At 58.3% G+C, this 16382-nt stretch carries 15 protein-coding genes; 14 read left to right on the top strand and 1 reads right to left on the bottom strand.

Features of this window, described 5'->3' with window-relative positions:
- The 7 genes from EGI20_RS12440 to EGI20_RS12410 form a co-directional block, all read left to right on the top strand.
- Positions 1-820: sensor histidine kinase (locus EGI20_RS12440; protein ID WP_498631828.1), on the top strand; the 820-nt coding region annotated here is incomplete at its 5' end.
- On the top strand, positions 802-1413 hold the full coding sequence (locus EGI20_RS12435) for a response regulator transcription factor (RefSeq protein ID WP_160795733.1): 612 nt from the start codon (positions 802-804) through the stop codon (positions 1411-1413). The genes EGI20_RS12440 and EGI20_RS12435, both read left to right, overlap by 19 nt.
- Before the next feature lie 89 nt (positions 1414-1502).
- Positions 1503-2222 (top strand): LPP20 family lipoprotein, encoded by a 720-nt coding sequence (locus EGI20_RS12430; RefSeq protein WP_498631826.1) that lies wholly within the window; start codon positions 1503-1505, stop codon positions 2220-2222.
- The gene (locus tag EGI20_RS12425) at positions 2222-3520 is read left to right on the top strand and encodes a flagella assembly protein FlgT middle domain-containing protein (RefSeq protein ID WP_498631825.1); all 1299 of its coding nucleotides are present in this window, start codon (positions 2222-2224) and stop codon (positions 3518-3520) included. Before EGI20_RS12430 ends, EGI20_RS12425 begins: the two co-directional genes overlap by 1 nt.
- A gap of 101 nt (positions 3521-3621) precedes the next feature.
- The gene (locus EGI20_RS12420; RefSeq protein WP_498631823.1) at positions 3622-4614 is read left to right on the top strand and encodes an extracellular solute-binding protein; all 993 of its coding nucleotides are present in this window, start codon (positions 3622-3624) and stop codon (positions 4612-4614) included.
- 108 nt (positions 4615-4722) lie between these two features.
- A complete protein-coding gene (locus tag EGI20_RS12415) occupies positions 4723-6342 on the top strand; it encodes an ABC transporter permease (RefSeq protein ID WP_498631821.1) in 1620 nt (539 codons plus the stop codon).
- 1 nt (position 6343) lies between these two features.
- The gene (locus tag EGI20_RS12410; RefSeq protein WP_498631820.1) at positions 6344-7390 is read left to right on the top strand and encodes an ABC transporter ATP-binding protein; all 1047 of its coding nucleotides are present in this window, start codon (positions 6344-6346) and stop codon (positions 7388-7390) included.
- A gap of 52 nt (positions 7391-7442) precedes the next feature.
- On the opposite strand, the gene EGI20_RS12405 is transcribed toward EGI20_RS12410, so the two are convergent.
- Entirely contained in the window at positions 7443-8303 is an 861-nt protein-coding gene (locus EGI20_RS12405; RefSeq protein ID WP_124736579.1) for a serine hydrolase, read from the bottom strand.
- 113 nt (positions 8304-8416) lie between these two features.
- Here EGI20_RS12405 and uvrB point away from each other — a divergent pair, with 113 nt between their 5' ends.
- The 7 genes from uvrB to EGI20_RS12370 all read left to right on the top strand — a co-directional run.
- On the top strand, positions 8417-10429 hold the full coding sequence (uvrB, locus tag EGI20_RS12400) for an excinuclease ABC subunit UvrB (RefSeq protein WP_498631818.1): 2013 nt from the start codon (positions 8417-8419) through the stop codon (positions 10427-10429).
- A 6-nt stretch (positions 10430-10435) separates the two neighbouring features.
- A complete protein-coding gene (locus EGI20_RS12395) occupies positions 10436-11152 on the top strand; it encodes a chemotaxis protein CheB (protein ID WP_498631816.1) in 717 nt (238 codons plus the stop codon).
- A complete protein-coding gene (locus EGI20_RS12390; RefSeq protein ID WP_498631814.1) occupies positions 11152-12471 on the top strand; it encodes a sigma-54-dependent transcriptional regulator in 1320 nt (439 codons plus the stop codon). The genes EGI20_RS12395 and EGI20_RS12390 overlap by 1 nt, the downstream gene beginning before the upstream one ends.
- A 16-nt stretch (positions 12472-12487) precedes the next feature.
- The gene (gene fliE, locus EGI20_RS12385; protein ID WP_124736576.1) at positions 12488-12808 is read left to right on the top strand and encodes a flagellar hook-basal body complex protein FliE; all 321 of its coding nucleotides are present in this window, start codon (positions 12488-12490) and stop codon (positions 12806-12808) included.
- A gap of 52 nt (positions 12809-12860) precedes the next feature.
- Positions 12861-14594: a flagellar basal-body MS-ring/collar protein FliF gene (gene fliF / locus EGI20_RS12380; RefSeq protein WP_498631812.1), complete on the top strand. Its 1734-nt coding sequence runs from the start codon at positions 12861-12863 to the stop codon at positions 14592-14594.
- On the top strand, positions 14587-15585 hold the full coding sequence (fliG, locus tag EGI20_RS12375) for a flagellar motor switch protein FliG (protein ID WP_498631810.1): 999 nt from the start codon (positions 14587-14589) through the stop codon (positions 15583-15585). Before fliF ends, fliG begins: the two co-directional genes overlap by 8 nt.
- Positions 15575-16382: FliH/SctL family protein (locus tag EGI20_RS12370; protein WP_498631808.1), on the top strand; the 808-nt coding region annotated here is incomplete at its 3' end. The genes fliG and EGI20_RS12370, both read left to right, overlap by 11 nt.

The raw sequence follows: 16382 nt of genomic DNA, 5'->3' as shown, positions 1-16382 counted from the left end.
TGTGCGCTGGGTGAATGGCTGCGATGCCGAAATGATCTTGCTGGATGATATTACAGCCCAGCGTGAGGCAGAGCAGCGCTATCAGTCCCAGTTGATCCAGATGCAGGCGACCAGCCGTCTGGTGACCATGGGAGAAATGGCCTCTACCCTGGCGCATGAGCTGAATCAGCCCTTGGCCGCGATTGCCAACTATCAGGCTGGCTGTGTCGCCCGTATTCGTCAGGGCAAGAGTTCTGCCGAGGCACTGTTGCCTGTGATGCAGAAGATTACCGAGCAGGCGGAACGCGCCGGCAAGGTGGTGCGCCGCGTGCGCGAATTCGTCAAACAGAGTGAGCCGGATCGCCGTCCTTGTCTGCTGGCCGATATCATCGAGGCGACGCTGTCGATTGCCGATATCGAAGCCAGACGCTTGGGGGCGGTGATCGAGTTGCAACTGGCAGCCGATCTGCCTGCCGTGTGGGTTGATCCCATCCTGATCGAGCAGGTTCTGCTCAATCTGATCAAAAATGGCATCGAAGCCATGCAGCAACTGGAGCGTCCGCAACGGGTGCTGACGATTACGACGCATCAACTGGATGCAAGACAGATCAGGCTGGCCATCCGCGATCGTGGTCATGGTGTACCCGAGTCCATACGCGGCCAGCTGTTTGATGCTTTTTTTACCACCAAGCCTGATGGGATGGGAATGGGTCTGAATATTTGCCGCTCCATTATCGAGATGCATCAGGGGCAACTACGGCTGGATGCAGCCAAGGAGGGGGGCAGCGTGTTTTCTATTACCTTGCCGGTAGCGGAGTCTGTATGTCTGAGCGAAGCATGAAAATCCATGTGGTGGACGATGATGATGCTTTTCGTGACTCTTTGTTATGGCTGCTGGAAAGCCATGATTATCAGGTGGAAGGGCATGATAGTGCTGAAGCTTTCCTGATTGGGCGTACGCGCGGGGAAGTGGCCTGCCTGATCGCCGACGTCAGGATGCCGGGCATGAATGGCTTGCTGTTGTTGGGCGAATTGCAGCAGATGGGGATTAACTGGCCGGTTATTTTCATGACCGGGCATGGGGATGTGCCAATGGCGGTGCAGGCACTCAGAAACGGTGCCCATGATTTTCTGGAAAAACCATTTGACCAGGCTGCGTTGCTGGCTTCGCTGGATAGTGCATTGGCGGTCGCCCTGGACAGGCAAAGCAAGTTGCTGGCCTACGAGCGGGTCGCTGCGCGTCTGGCGTTGTTGACGCAGCGTGAGCGCGAAGTGCTGGATCTGGTTGTACAGGGCAAGATGAACAAGGTGATCGCCGACGCCTTGGGTATCAGTATCAAAACAGTAGAAGTTCATCGTGGAAAGATGATGGATAAGATGCGTGCCCGTTCGGTGGTTGAACTGGTACAGGCGCTGGTGAGCGTGCAGGAATAGTGCGTTACAGCATGGCCGACGCAAATTAAAGCATCTAGCTTCTCTGCCGATAAAGTAACATATCTTGAAAATAATCGTGGGTGTGCATAATGAGCATTTTCAAACCGTGTGCGGCTGTCTTTTTGCTGGTTTCCTGTGCAGCGTGTGCTTCTCCGGCTAAAACCACTTCGGCAGTGCCAGCGGGCTGGATGGTGGTGGCTGATGTGCCGGCGGCAACGGGGCGTATCGCGAATGCGCCGACCATGGGGCAAGGTGGTGTCGTGCTGGGTAGCGGTTATACCGGACCCGGGCAGGACCCTAAAGTCATCGTGCAGGAAAAAGTCGTCGTCAAACAGGCACCCGCACCGCTTTACGATGCGCTGCGGGTGCGTGTCGTCGGCTATGGCGCACCGCCGGTGACGCGCTCGGTATCGTCTGTTCAGCAGCGTTTGCTGGCTAAACGCGCTTCGCAGCTGGATGCCTACCGTAATATTGCCGAGCAGGTGCAGGGCTTTCGTTTGACCGGCAGCAGTGCAGTTTCCAACCTAGTGGCGGTCAATGATATTTTCCGCGTGTATGTGGATGCCTATCTGCGTGGTGTGCGCGTGATTTCAACGACGCTCAAGCCGGATGGCAGTGCCGAAACCATCGCGGAAATCGTGCTGGACGAGGCATTCTATCAAGCCTACCGCACCGCCTTGGCAGGGCAGGGGCAGCAGGTTCAGCGTGCGGCCGAAGCCATGCCGCATGGTCCTGCGCCGGCCAAGTTGTCCAGTGCCTGTGGCGGCAAGGGCTGCACTTGGGACAATAATTTCTATATGGCGCAATAATGCGCACGACCCCGCACTTGTTTGCCCTGTTGCTTGCCTTATTGCTCGGGGTGAGCGGGGCCAATGCCGAAGTTTATCAGGCTGAAGGCATGGCCTCGCTGGAAGGTGGGCGCACGGCTGCGCGTGAGCAGGCGATCGATGACGCGCTGGCGCAGATCGCCGTGTCGCATCGTGGACGCTTGGTTGGCGTGAGCGAGCTGGGACCTGAGGGTTTGGCCGAGTCTTCTTTGCTGGGGCCTCGGCGGGTGCCGGGGCGTATGAGTGTAATTTCCGAGCGTGAAGGCGAACAGTTGCTGTATGTGACGGTCAGTCTGGATACCGGGCAAGCGTCACCGGGGGCGTCTCCCAAGATAGCCATGGCGGATACGCAAGCCGGTCAAAATGGCTGTGCCGGCGCAAGCCTGCCTCCGGGGCGCTTTCTTAAGCGCCGTGCGCTGACAAGCTTCTTTGCGCTAAAGCATCCGCAGCAAAGTAGCGGGCTAGGTGAAATTTCGAACTGGTTGCCTGGCGAGCTGGCGCGCCGATTGTCGCTGCAAAGCAATGTGAGTGCCATGGACGGGGGACGCTACACGCTGTTTGCGCCCCAGGTGCTGGATGAACCCTTATCCGGGCAAGATAGTGCCCGCAAACTGGGGGCGCGCGAAGGGGCGCAGTTTATCGTTGCCGGTCAGGTGGTGGAGAGCCGGATAAACCGTCAGGCGCCACGGGTCTCTTTATTCGGTTCTGCCGATAGTACGGAAGCCGGCATCACCTATAACGGCCCGTTTGCCGGCTTTTTGGGGGCTTCGGTGCGTGTTGCGCCGGTGGCGCGCGAGTTTGCCATGGATGTGTGGCTGTATGACGGGTTTACCGGTGCTTTGCTTGCGCGCGAGCGCTTAAGCGGTGAGGCGAGCGGTGATGTCGCGCCATCTTCGGCACGCAGCCTGACGCCTTATGCGCTGGCAGATAGCGATTATGGCCGCATGATTGATGGCCTGATCGATCAGACCGTGGAGCGTTTGTCGGTCAATATGGGGTGTTTGCCGTTCACCACGCGCGTGGTGCGCGCACAGGGTGGCAAAGTCTATCTGGGCGCAGGGGCGGTGGATGGTCTGGCTGTTGGCGACCGTTTGCTGGTTTATCGTCAGCAGCCGGATACGCAGATCCGTTCGGCCTCGGGTGAGTCTTTGGGGGTTCCTGAGGTTTTGCTGGGCGATATCTCCATTACCCAGGTGCAGCCCCGTTTTGCCCTCGGCATCATGAATGGCGGGCGGCAAGCGCAAACCGGCGATCTGGCACGCTTTCCGCGACGACTTTAACCGGGTTTGAAGCAAAGCGAAATATTACAGCCTGCTGTTGATAATTATTATCATTCACATTATTATCACTGCATCACAACCAAGTCGTGCAGGAGAGTAGCTTGAACAAGATGCTGATGATGGGTGCCGTATTGGCATCGCTGTCTACATGGTCGCTGGCGGAAGAGCTGGTGGTATATGGTGCCCGTGGCGAGCAGTTGGTCAAGCCGCTGTTTGATGCTTACAAGAAGGAAACCGGCGTCAATATCCGTTATGTGATGGACAAGGAAGGCCCGTTGATGGAACGGCTCAAGGCCGAGGGCAGCAACTCGCCGGCCGATATTCTGCTGACGGTAGATGCCGGTAATTTGTGGCAGGCATCGCAGATGGGCTTGCTCAAGCCTTATGCTTCCAAGACGATCGACGCCAACGTGCCTGCCCACCTGCGCGACCCGAAAAAAGAATGGACTGGTCTGTCTATTCGCGCTCGCACCATTTTCTACAACACGCAGAAGGTCAAGCCGGGCCAATTGTCCAGCTATGAAGATCTGGCCGATCCGAAGTGGAAGGGCAAGTTGTGCTTGCGTACCTCCAAGAAGGTGTACAACCAGTCGCTGGTTGCCATGATGCTGGCCGAAAACGGCAAAGTAGCCACCGAAAAAACGGTCAAGGGCTGGGTGAATAATCTGGCGACCGATGTGTTTCCGGACGACACCAAAATGCTGGAAGCGATTGCAGCCGGCCAGTGTGATGTGGGCATCGCCAACACCTATTACTACGGCCGCCTGATGGAAAAGAGCCCGAACTTGCCATTGGGTGTGTTCTGGGCCAACCAGAAAGCTCGTGGTGCGCATGTGAATATTTCGGGTGCCGGCCTGACGCGCTACACCAAAAAAGAACAGGCGGCGACCCGTTTGCTGGAATGGCTGTCGTCGGACAAGGCGCAGAATATGTTTGCCGATGTGAATATGGAGTTTCCGGTGAACCCCAAGGTCAAGCCGGATGCCAAGGTGGCCGCATGGGGGCCGTTCAAGCAGAACGTGATCAATGTCTCCAACGCCGGTAGCCGCCAGACCGAAGCGGTGATGTTGATGGACCGCGCCGGCTATCGTTAAACCGTTTAGCCGTGACTGACAAAAGCCGGACCGCAAGGTTCGGCTTTTGTCTTGGACCGCCGGTATAATAGCGGCGACTCCTAAGCCCAACTAAAGATAGTTCCTGCCTTGCCTAAACTACCTGCCTTGTCCGGCCTTACGCGCTGGCGTGTTTTGCTGCTTTTGCTCAGCCTGCTGACTTTATTGCCTCTGGCCGTGATCATTCCTGCGGTTTTGAGTCCCGATCCGGCCATCTGGTCGCATCTGGTCGATTATCTGTTGCCGCAATTATTTCTCAATAGCGCTTATCTGATGTTGGGTGTTGGGTGTGGCGTTCTGCTGATCGGTGTGTCGCTCGCGTGGCTGGTCGCGGTATACGATTTTCCCGGACGACGCTTTTTCAACTGGGCGCTGATGTTGCCCTTGGCCATGCCGGCCTATGTGATGGGTTTTTCCCAGCTGGGCTTGTTTGACTATACCGGCCCCTTGCAAAGCTGGTTGCGGGCAAGCTGGGGAGACTCGAGCTGGGTGCCGTCCATACGCTCGACGCCGGGCGTTATTTTAGTGCTGACGCTGGCTTTTTACCCCTATGTCTATTTGCTGGCGCGTAATGCTTTTGCCACTCAGGGGCGGCGAGCGCTCGAAGTGGGGCAGTCGCTGGGCTTGTCGCGGCTGCAGGGCTTCTGGCGCGTGGCCTTGCCGATGGCGCGGCCGTGGATTATGGGCGGGCTGATGCTGGCGCTGATGGAAACATTGGCGGATTTCGGTACGGTGTCAATTTTCAATTACGACGCCTTTACCTCGGCCATTTACAAGGCCTGGTTCAGTTTCTTCTCGCTGGATACCGCCAAACAACTGGCTTCCATGCTGGTGCTGATTGTGTTCGTGCTGGTGGTGCTGGAGCAGCGCGCCCGTGGCCGGCGTGCCTACACCCAAAGTGGCCGTGCCGCCCCCTTGCATCGCTTGCCCTTGCAGGGCGGGGCTGCTGCCCTGGCGGTGCTGTTCGCCTCGCTGGTGTTGTTGCTGGCCTTTGTACTGCCGTTCGGCCAGATCGTCTGGTGGTCTTATCAGAGTCTGGAGGCCGAACTGAATGGTGACTTGTTGTCCTATAGCCTGCATTCGGTTGTCTTGTCGGCGCTGGCCGCGTTGCTGGTCTGTGCGGTTGCACTTTTGCTGTCGTACGCGCAGCGGCGCGCACCGTCGCGCATCAACCAGATGCTGGCCCGTCTGGCCACTATGGGCTATGCCGTGCCGGGTACCGTGCTGGCGGTGGGGATTTTTGTGCCGGTGGCGTGGCTGGACAATGTGCTGCTCGACCTGTTTTCCAGTGTGCTGCCACAAGGCACCACGGCCATTCTGAAAGGCTCGCTGCTGGTCTTGCTGCTGGCTTATCTTGCCCGCTTTCTGGCCGTCGGGCACACCTCGGTAGATGCCGCCATGCACCGTATTACCCGCTCGCAAGAAGAAGCTGCGCGCAATTTGGGCTGGTTTGGTTGGCGTCTGGTGACGCGACTGCATCTGCCTTTATTGCGTGGCGGGCTGATGACGGCACTATTGATGGTGTTTGTCGATGTAATGAAGGAAATGCCGATTACGCTGATGACCCGTCCGTTTGGCTGGGATACGCTCGCGGTGCGCATTTTTACCCTGACTACCGAGGGAGAGTGGGAGCGGGCCGCACTGCCTGCCGTTGCCATTGTTCTGGCCGGTTTGCTGCCGGTGATTCTGCTGTCGAAAGAGGAAAATTAATATGTCTGCCTTGCTTGAATTTTCCGCTGTATCGCATGCTTATGGCACGCGGCGCGTGATTGATAGCATGAGTTTTTCGCTGCAGGATGGGGAAATCGGTTGTTTGTTGGGGGGGTCCGGTTGTGGCAAGACCACGGTTTTGCGCTGTATTGCCGGTTTTGAGACGCTGGGCGAGGGCGAGATCCGTCTGAGCGGACGGGTGCTGGCCGATGCGGCCATGGCGGTGCCCGCCCATCAGCGCGAAATCGGCATGGTGTTTCAGGACTATGCCTTGTTTCCCCATCTGACGGTCGAAGACAATATCGGTTTTGGCTTGTCGGCTTTGGCGCGCGGTGAGCGCAAGTCGCGGGTAGCGGCGATGCTGGAACTGGTCGGGCTGGCAAACTACGCCAGAAGCTATCCGCACGAACTCTCCGGTGGGCAGCAGCAACGGGTGGCGCTGGCACGGGCGCTGGCCACACGGCCGCGCCTGCTGCTGCTGGACGAGCCTTTTTCCAATCTGGATGTGGATTTGCGCGAACGGCTTAGCCGCGAAGTGCGTGACATCCTCAAGCATGAGGGTGTCAGTGCGATTCTGGTTACGCATGACCAGCATGAGGCATTTGCCGTGGCCGACAAGGTTGGCGTGATGCAAGGCGGGGCTTTATTGCAGTGGGCGACGCCTTACCAGCTCTATCATGAGCCGGTTTCGCGTTATGTGGCCAATTTTATAGGCCAGGGGGTATTGGTGCCGGGCAAGGTGAGCGGGCCGCGCTGCCTGACGCTTGAGGTCGGCGAATTCTGTGGCTTGCTGCCCTTGGGTTTTGCCAGCGGCGACACGGTTGACGTGCTGTTGCGGCCCGATGATGTGGTGCATGATGATGCGAGCGAGCAGACGGCTGTGGTGGTGGACAAGGTGTTCCGCGGGGCAGATTTTCATTACACCCTGGCCTTGCCCTCCGGTCAGCATGTATTGGCGCAGGTGGGTAGCCATCATAATCATGCCATCGGAGAGTCTATCGGTATCCGGCTGGAGCTGGATCACCTGATTGCGTTTAAGCGCGAGTAGAAGGGGTAAGGTATCTATAAAAAAGGGATCCGCAAGGATCCCTTTTGTGGTTTTAACCTGCCAGCCAGTGCCCTGGCTGTGCTTCCAGCCAGGTACGGATATTTTTGGCGTCATTGGTACGGGCGTTGCTGGCTTTGGAGTCCAGCAGCACGATCACCAGTTGCTGGCCGCCGACGGTCGCATACATGACCAGACAGCGGCCGGCTTCCTGGATATAGCCGGTCTTGGACAGGCCAATATCCCACTCTCCTTCGCGCACCAGCGCATTGCTGTTTTTGTAGTGCAGCATGCGCCCGGCGCGGGCGATAGTGTCGTGTTCGGTCGAGGTGCTGAACTGGCGGATCAAGGGGTAGCCGTGCGCCGCGCGCACCATGCGCGCCAGATCCTGTGCGGTCGAGCTGTTGCGCATATCCAGACCCGTCGGATCATAGAACACGGTATTGTTCATGCCCAAGGCACGGGCCTTGCTGTTCATGCGTGCGACAAAGGCCTGGGTGCCGCCGGGGTAGTAGCGCGACAAGACATGCGATGCGCGGTTTTCCGATGACATCAGCGCCAGCAGCAGCATCTCGCGGCGCGACAAGGTGGTGCCGACGGCAAGGCGCGAGCTGGTATTTTTCAGCCTGTCGATTTCGGCATCGGAAATGGTCAGCATATCATCCAGCGGCTGGCCGGCGTCCAGCATCACCATCGCCGTCATCAGTTTGGTGATGGAGGCGATGGGAGTGCGCATGCCGGCATTTTTCTGGTACAAGGCTTCGCCGGTGCTGGTGTTAAGGACAAGAACCGCGTTCGAGCTGAGCTGTGGTGCGCTCTGCTGGAAGGCAGCAAGGTGGTACACTGGCTGAGCCGCATGCACCATAGGGGGGAGGGCCAGCAGGCTTACGCTCAAGGCGGTGATGATTCTCAGCATCCCGTTAACTCCATATAAGGGTGTCTGAACAGATTCTGTGACGGCGATTTTAAACACAAAACTCCCTGATGTCGCTGTTCTTGCGGGGGTTTATCCAAGCGGATGTTTTCATTATGGTTGTCACCTTTCCCGGTAGCCCGTTTCGCCTGCACCAAAGCTTCGAGCCGGCGGGGGATCAGCCTGCTGCGATTCGCGCACTGGACGAGGGCTTGAGCGATGGACTGTCTTACCAGACCCTGCTTGGGGTGACCGGCTCGGGCAAGACTTTCACCATGGCCAACGTGATAGCCCGTACCGGACGTGCCGCCATCATCATGGCGCACAACAAGACGCTGGCAGCCCAGTTATACAGCGAGATGCGCGAGTTTTTTCCCGAAAACGCGGTCGAGTATTTCGTTTCCTACTACGACTATTATCAGCCTGAAGCCTACGTCCCCAGTCGCGACCTGTTTATCGAGAAAGACTCCAGCATTAACGAGCATATCGAACAGATGCGCTTGTCAGCGACCAAAAGCATACTCGAGCGCCCGGACTGCATCATTATTGCGACGGTGTCGGCCATTTACGGTATTGGTGATCCTGCGTCCTATCACCAGATGATTCTGCACCTGAAAGAGGGCGAACGTCTGGCGCAGCGCGAGATTATCGCGCGCCTGGTGGCGATGCAGTACGAGCGCAACGATGTCGATTTTTCCCGTGGTACCTTCCGTGTGCGGGGCGATGTGATCGATATCTTTCCGGCCGAATCGGCCGAGCTCGCGCTCAGGGTCTCGCTATTCGATGATGAGCTGGAGACCTTGACGCTGTTTGATCCGCTGACCGGCGTGACGCGCCAGCGCGTCGGGCGTTATACCGTGTTTCCGTCCAGTCACTATGTCACGCCGCGCGACAAGGTGCTGGCCGCCTGCGAAAAGATCAAGCTGGAGCTGGCCGAGCGGGTGGCGTGCTATCAGAAAGAAGGCAAGCTGGTTGAGGCGCAGCGTATCGAACAGCGTACCCGCTTCGATCTGGAAATGTTGTACGAGATGGGCTTTTGCAAGGGCATCGAAAACTATTCGCGCCTGTTTTCCGGTCGCGGCTCAGGCGAGGCGCCACCGACGCTGATCGACTATCTGCCGAAAAATGCGCTGATGTTTATCGACGAGAGCCACGTTACCATTCCGCAGATTGGTGCCATGTATAAAGGCGATGCGGCGCGCAAGTCGAATCTGATCGAGTACGGCTTTCGCCTGCCGTCGGCGGCGGACAACCGGCCACTGAAGTTCCCCGAGTTCGAGTGCCTGATGCCGCAAACCGTATTCGTGTCGGCGACGCCTTCGGTGTACGAGAAAGAGCATGCCGGGCAGGTCGTCGAGCAGGTGGTGCGCCCGACCGGTCTGACCGATCCTGAAATCGAAGTGCGTCCGGTTGCGACCCAGGTGGATGACTTGCTGTCGGAAATTACGCTGCGTGTCGGCCGGAATGAGCGGGTGCTGGTTACGACGCTGACCAAACGCATGGCCGAGCAGTTGACCGATTACTATACGGAGCATGGCGTCAAGGTACGCTATCTGCATTCGGATATTGATACGGTCGAGCGGGTCGAGATTCTGCGCGACTTGCGTCTGGGCATGTTCGATGTACTGGTCGGCATTAACCTGCTACGTGAGGGGCTGGATATTCCCGAAGTGAGTCTGGTTGGTATTCTGGATGCGGACAAAGAGGGGTTTTTGCGTAGCGAACGCAGCCTGATCCAGACCATAGGCCGTGCTGCGCGCAATCTGCATGGCCGTGCCATTCTTTACGCTGACCGGATTACCGACAGTATGCGTCGGGCGATGGATGAAACCGAGCGTCGCCGTACCAAGCAGATCGCCTTCAATCTCGAGCATGGCATTACCCCTAAAGGGATAGACAAGAAGATCAAGGATCTGATTGATGGCGTCTATTCCGCGGCGGCCAGTAAACAGCACCTTGTCGATGAGGCTCGGGTGGCGATGATGGACGAAAAAACGCTGGCACGTGAAATCAAGCGGCTGGAAAAGGAGATGCTGGCAGCGGCGCGCAATCTCGAGTTTGAAAAGGCTGCGGCCTTGCGTGACGAGTTGAAATCGCTCAAAGAGCTGGCGTTTATCAATGATCTGTAGGGATTCATGATGCAAAACCCGCCACAAGACAAGAGCAAGCGCGACCGGCCGCTGCAGGCGCTGGAGGTGTCGCCCAGCCTGAGTGCCGATGTGATTTTGCCGCGCCAGACTGGGCGCGCACAGGGTCGGGGCGGATTGCTGGCGATGGGGTCGTCCACGGGAGGGACCGAGGCTTTGCGCGTGGTGTTGGCCGGTTTGGCAAGGGATACGCCGCCGGTGATCGTGTCGCAACATATGCCCGAGATGTTTACCCGTTCGTTTGCCGAGCGCCTTGACAGCCTGTGTGCCATTCATGTGAAAGAGGCGGTAGACGGCGAGGTTTTACAAGCCGGTACGGCTTATATCGCACCGGGGCATTCACACCTGCTGCTGCGCTTGGCGCCGAATGGTGCTTATGCGGTCGCTCTTAACCAAGGGCCTCCGGTTAACCGGCATAGGCCGTCGGTCGATGTGATGTTCCGTGCCGCTGCCAATGTTGCAGGTGCCAACTGTATCGCGGTGATCCTGACCGGTATGGGGCGGGACGGTGCTGAGGGTATGCTGGAGCTGAAGCAGGCCGGTGCGTATAATCTGGCGCAGGATGAGAAAAGTTGTGTCGTATTCGGCATGCCGCGCGAAGCCATTTTGCGTGGTGCCGCCGACGAAGTGCTTGCCCTGTCCGATATTCCTGCGCGCCTGACGGCCTTGTGCCGGCAGCGCTTCAATTTGCGGTTGCCTTGCTGATGAAATTTTTACCTGTACTGGTGGTTGAGGACGATGCCGACCTCAGGGAAGCGATTGTCGACACGTTGGCGCTGGCCGGTTTTGCCGTACTCGAGGCGGCGGATGGTCATGCGGCTTTAGCGCTGATGCAAACCGAGCCGGTTGGTCTGGTAGTCTCCGATGCGCAAATGGCTCCGATGGATGGCTATACCCTGTTTGCCAAACTGGCTGAATCTTACCCCGGCGTGCCTTTTATCCTGATGACGGCATACGGCGTGATTGAGCGTGCGATTGACTTGTTGCGCGCCGGTGCCGCGCATTATCTGCTCAAGCCATTCGAGCCCAAGGCTTTGCTGGCCGAGGTGGAAAAACACCTCCTGCCGCTGCCGGCAGCTCAGCTGGATGGCGTGGTTGCCGAGTCGCCTGCGATGCAGCAATTGCTGGCGCTGGCGCGCAAAGTCGCGCCATCTGACGCGAGCGTACTGATTTCCGGTCCCAGTGGTGCAGGCAAGGAGGTGCTGGCACGCTTTATCCATCGCAATTCACGGCGTATGGCGGGGCCTTTTGTTGCGGTCAATTGCGCGGCGATTCCGGAAAACCTCCTGGAGTCGACGCTATTCGGCCATGAAAAGGGCGCCTTTACCGGTGCGCAAACGGCACTGGCCGGCAAGTTCGAGCAGGCGCAAGGTGGAACCTTGTTGCTGGATGAAGTCACCGAAATGCCGCTGGCCTTGCAGGCTAAGCTGCTGCGCGTATTGCAAGAGCGCGAGCTGGAACGGGTGGGGGGGAGTCGTACCATCAAGCTGGATATCCGGGTGCTTTCGACCAGCAACCGTGATGTCGCTGCCGAAGTGGCGGCCGGCCATTTTCGCGAAGATCTTTACTTTAGGCTGAATGTTTTTCCCTTGCGCGTGCCGGCGCTGGCCGAACGCAGCGAGGATATTCTGCCCTTGGCACGAATGCTGCTAGTCAAGTATGGGGATGCCTGTAGCCGGCAGTCTTTGATGCTTTCGCGTGAAGCCGAACGTCATTTGACTGACTATGGATGGGAAGGTAACATTCGCGAGCTGGAAAACGTGATGCAAAGGGCGGCAATTCTTGCCGCAGCGCCGGAAGTTTCCGCCGCCGACCTGATGCTGGACACGGTTTTTCCGACTGCCATTACCTTGTCTTCCGTAGCCGGCGAAGACACCGACATGAAGGCGCTGGAGCGGCGCCATATACTGGAGACGCTGTCCCAGTTTGGCGGAGTCAGGAAGCTGGCGGCCCAGAAGCTAGGCATGAGTGAACGGACCTTGCGTTACAAGCTGCAACGCTATCGTGAAGAGTCCGGGCAGTAAATAAAGGTAAGCATCAATGTCGACACAGGGAATTAATCAGCTTTTAGGCGAGCTCAGAGCCATGTCGGCGCTGGCGGGGGGGCAGTCTGCCTCTGTACAGCAGCAGCCGGGGGCGGTCGAGTTCGGCGATGTGCTCAAATCGACGCTGGAGCAGGTCAATAGCGCGCAAAAGGCATCGCAGGATCTGCAAAAAAGCTTCGAGCTGGGCGATGAGGGTGTCAATGTGCAGGACGTGATGGTGTCCATGCAGAAAGCCAGCCTGTCATTCCAGACCATGGTACAGGCCCGCAACAAGCTGGTGTCGGCCTACCAGGAAATCATGAACACCCAAGTCTGACGCTTGCGGCCGGCATCCGCCGCGTGCGGCGGACATCTAATGAAACCACTGTATGGCTGAACTGGTCGATCACGCAGCGCCAGCCTGGAAAAACCGGGCAAATGAGGCGCTGGGGCGTTTCAAGGCTCTGCCCAATAATAAGAAGCTGTTGTTCTTTGCCGCTATCGCGGCTGTTTTGTCTATCGTTGTCGGCTTGCTGGTGTTTAACCGCGAGCCAGCGCAGCGCATCCTTTTTTCTGGCCTGTCCGATCGCGATGGCGGCCAGATCGCCGCCTCCTTGCAGCAGATGAATGTCCCATACCAGCTGGGCGAGGGCGGCGTTATCAGTGTGCCCTCCGACAAGGTCTACGATGTGCGCCTTAAGCTGGCAGCGCAGGGTCTGCCCAAGACCGGTGGTACCGGCTTTGAGCTGATGGATAACCAGAAATTCGGCATCAGCCAGTTTTCCGAGCAAGTCAATTACCAGCGCGCGATTGAGGGCGAGCTGACGCGCACCATAGAAAGCATCGCCTCGGTCGATTCGGCCCGCGTGCATCTGGCGGTGCCCAAGCAAAGCGTGTTCGTGCGCGAGCAGCAGCTGCCTACCGCTTCTGTCATGCTGACCCTGCACCCCGGGCGGCTGATGGATACGGCACAAACGGCCGGCATTATGCATCTGGTGGCCAGCTCCGTGCCCAATTTGCCCCTGAAAAACATCTCCATTGTCGATCAGGAGGGCAATTTATTGTCCGGGTCGGCTGATCCCAATAATGCCTCGGGTCTGGATCAGCGCCAGCTATCATTTGTGCGCCAGATCGAGCAGGACTATGCGCGACGTATCGAGGCCATACTCGAACCCATATTCGGCAAAAATAACGCGCATGCGCAGGTGACGGCGCAGGTCGACTTCTCCGAAGTCGAGCAGACTTCGGAGACTTATCGTCCCAACTCTTCGCCTAATCCGTCCGCAACGCGCAGTCAGCAGATCAGCGAGTCGCTGGGTGGTGGCGCGCCCGTGCCTTCCGGTGTGCCGGGTGCCTTGTCCAATCAGCCGCCATCGGCTGCTTCGGCACCATTGACGCTGCCGCCGGGAGCCGCTCCCGGCACCGTGACCCTGTCCGGTCAGCCTTTGACGGCAGCGGGAGCCACGCGGCGTGATATCACGACCAATTATGAGGTCGACAAAACCATACAGCACACCAAGCTGCCCAAGGGCTCGGTCAAGCGCCTGTCGGCGGCTGTCGTCGTCAATTTCAAGCTGGTGCCGGACAAGGATGGCGAACTTAAACCGACGGCGCTCACGGCTAAAGAAGTCGAGCAGATCAATAATCTGGTGCGCGAAGCCATCGGTTACAACACCGAGCGTGGCGATTCGGTCAATGTGGTGAATGCGGCCTTTGCCGATGCGGTATTGCCAGCCTCGGTACAGGACAAGGTGCTGGACTATGTCGGCAATAATAGTAGCGAGTTGATTAAATATGGTTTGCTGGCGCTGGCGCTGCTGTATCTGATGTTTGGCGTGGTGCGCCCCATTATGCGGGATGTATTGCGTCCTGCGCCGGGTGTACCGCCTGAGGCGGAAGGCGATGCCCGCGTAGCGACGACCCGCGGCGGCAGCTTGCTGGCTGTGGCAGGCGACGAGGATGAGACTGAGGATGGTGTGGCTGGCAGGTCCAGCGTGCTGACCGAACGCGAGAAGCAGCGTCTGGAGTATGAGGCCAATTTGCAGGCCGCACGCGAGCTGGTCAGGGCTGACCCACGCATGGCGGCGCAGATAATCAAGGAATGGATAAGCGACGATGAGTGATGCCGGAATCCGTCGCAGCGCGGTGCTGCTGTTTAGTCTGGGGCAGGCCGAGGCGATCGAGGTATTCAAATATCTCGGGCCGAAAGAAGTGCAAAAACTGAGTCTGACCATGGCGGCCGTCAATAATGTCAACCATGACGAAATCGAAACCGTGGTCGGCCAGTTCCGTGAAGAGTGCGCTTCGCGCGCCAGTATCGGCGCGACCGACGAGTATCTGCGCAATGTGCTGATCGAGTCGCTGGGTGCGGACAAGGCCGCCAACTTGCTGGACAAGATTACCCAGGGCAATGATCACAGCGGTATCGAAAGCCTGAAGTGGATGGACCCGAGTTCGGCTGCCGATCTGATCCGTAATGAACATCCGCAGATTATTGCTACCATTTTGGTCCATCTGGAGCCGGATCAGTCCAGCGGAATTCTGGCAAGTTTCCCCGAGCGCATGCGCAATGAGGTGCTGATCCGTACCGCGACGCTGGAGGGCGTGCAGCCGCAAGCGCTGCGCGAACTGAACGAAGTGCTGACCCAGCTCTTGTCCGGTTCGGATCGGGTCAAGAAAAGTGCGGCTGGTGGCATTGGCATGACGGCGGATATCCTCAACGTCCTCGGTTCGAATGTGGAAGCCTCGGCGCTGAGCTATATCCGCGAATACGACCCCGAGCTGGCGCAGCGTATTCAGGACAAGATGTTTGTGTTCGAGAATTTGCTGGATATCGATGACCGCGCTATCCAGACCATCTTGCGCGAGGTGCAGTCCGACTCGCTGGTGATTGCCCTGAAGGGGACAACGCCGGAAATGCGCGAGAAAATCTTCAAGAATATGTCGCAGCGTGCTGCCGAAATGCTGCGTGACGATCTCGAATCCAAAGGGCCGGTCAAGTTGTCCGAGGTTGAGGGTGAGCAAAAAGAGATTCTCAAGATAGTGCGCAAGCTGGCTGACGAAGGCCAGATTGTGCTGGCAAGCAAAGGGGGGGATGAGGGCCTTGTCGAGTAATCCCATTATCTCTGCGGAAACTCTGGGTGCCTGGACCAGCTGGCAGCCCGGTGCGCTGGGCGCTTCAGTTGCGCTTGCCAAAAAGCCTGTGGAAGAGCCTGCGCCCGAGCCTGTAGGCATCGCGGTGCAAACTGTGGTGGATGACGCGCAAGCAACACGCGATCTGCTGGACGCGGTGCTTGCGTCTGCCAGCGAGCCGCGCCCGGTCACGATGCAGGCCCCTGTGTCGTTAGCGACCGAACCTGAGGTGCCTGAGTCTGTCCCGGCTGCGATGAGTTACCCCACTGCCGCCGAACTGGAGGCTATCCATCAGGAAGCCTGGCAAGCCGGCCATGATGCCGGTTTCGCCGAGGGATTGGCGGATGGGCATGCCGAAGGCCTGGGTCTTGGGCAGGGCGAAGTCAGGGCGCAATTCGAGCAGGCATGGGCACCGTTGGCGCAGCTGACGAGCGCCCTGGCTGACCAGCTCCCTCATCTGGAGGCCACCTTGTCACAAACGCTGGTGGCACTGGCTATCGAGTGCGGGGAGCGTTTGGCACTGGCGCATTTTGTTCATGCGCCGCAGGCATTGGAAGGCTTGGTGCGCGAGGCGCTGGCTTCTGCCGTTGGCGAGCTGTCACAGATCCGGGTACGGGTACATCCTGAGGATGCACAGGTGCTCGAGCACTTTTTGAGTCAGGAGTATCCGAAGAGCCATATCAAGTGGTTGCAGGATGCGGCCATTAGCCGTGGTGGCTGCATGATTGAAACGCAGCTGGCGCACTTTGACTTGTCCTTGGAAACCCGTCAGTCAGCCT

Source organism: Aquitalea sp. S1-19 (genome assembly GCF_024343515.1).
The sequence above is the reverse complement of the archived record's forward strand: the minus strand, read 5'-3'. Positions and strand labels throughout refer to the sequence as shown.

Bases quoted from the DNA above. Each gene is read 5' to 3' on its own strand.
- EGI20_RS12390 (WP_498631814.1), top strand. From the start codon at position 11,152: ATGAAATTTTTACCTGTACTGGTGGTTGAGGACGATGCCGACCTCAGG.
- uvrB (WP_498631818.1), top strand. From the start codon at position 8,417: ATGGTTGTCACCTTTCCCGGTAGCCCGTTTCGCCTGCACCAAAGCTTC.
- fliF (WP_498631812.1), top strand. From the start codon at position 12,861: ATGGCTGAACTGGTCGATCACGCAGCGCCAGCCTGGAAAAACCGGGCA.
- EGI20_RS12410 (WP_498631820.1), top strand. From the start codon at position 6,344: ATGTCTGCCTTGCTTGAATTTTCCGCTGTATCGCATGCTTATGGCACG.
- EGI20_RS12395 (WP_498631816.1), top strand. From the start codon at position 10,436: ATGATGCAAAACCCGCCACAAGACAAGAGCAAGCGCGACCGGCCGCTG.
- EGI20_RS12430 (WP_498631826.1), top strand. From the start codon at position 1,503: ATGAGCATTTTCAAACCGTGTGCGGCTGTCTTTTTGCTGGTTTCCTGT.
- EGI20_RS12425 (WP_498631825.1), top strand. From the start codon at position 2,222: ATGCGCACGACCCCGCACTTGTTTGCCCTGTTGCTTGCCTTATTGCTC.
- fliG (WP_498631810.1), top strand. From the start codon at position 14,587: ATGAGTGATGCCGGAATCCGTCGCAGCGCGGTGCTGCTGTTTAGTCTG.
- EGI20_RS12405 (WP_124736579.1), bottom strand. From the start codon at position 8,303: ATGCTGAGAATCATCACCGCCTTGAGCGTAAGCCTGCTGGCCCTCCCC.
- fliE (WP_124736576.1), top strand. From the start codon at position 12,488: ATGTCGACACAGGGAATTAATCAGCTTTTAGGCGAGCTCAGAGCCATG.
- EGI20_RS12435 (WP_160795733.1), top strand. From the start codon at position 802: ATGTCTGAGCGAAGCATGAAAATCCATGTGGTGGACGATGATGATGCT.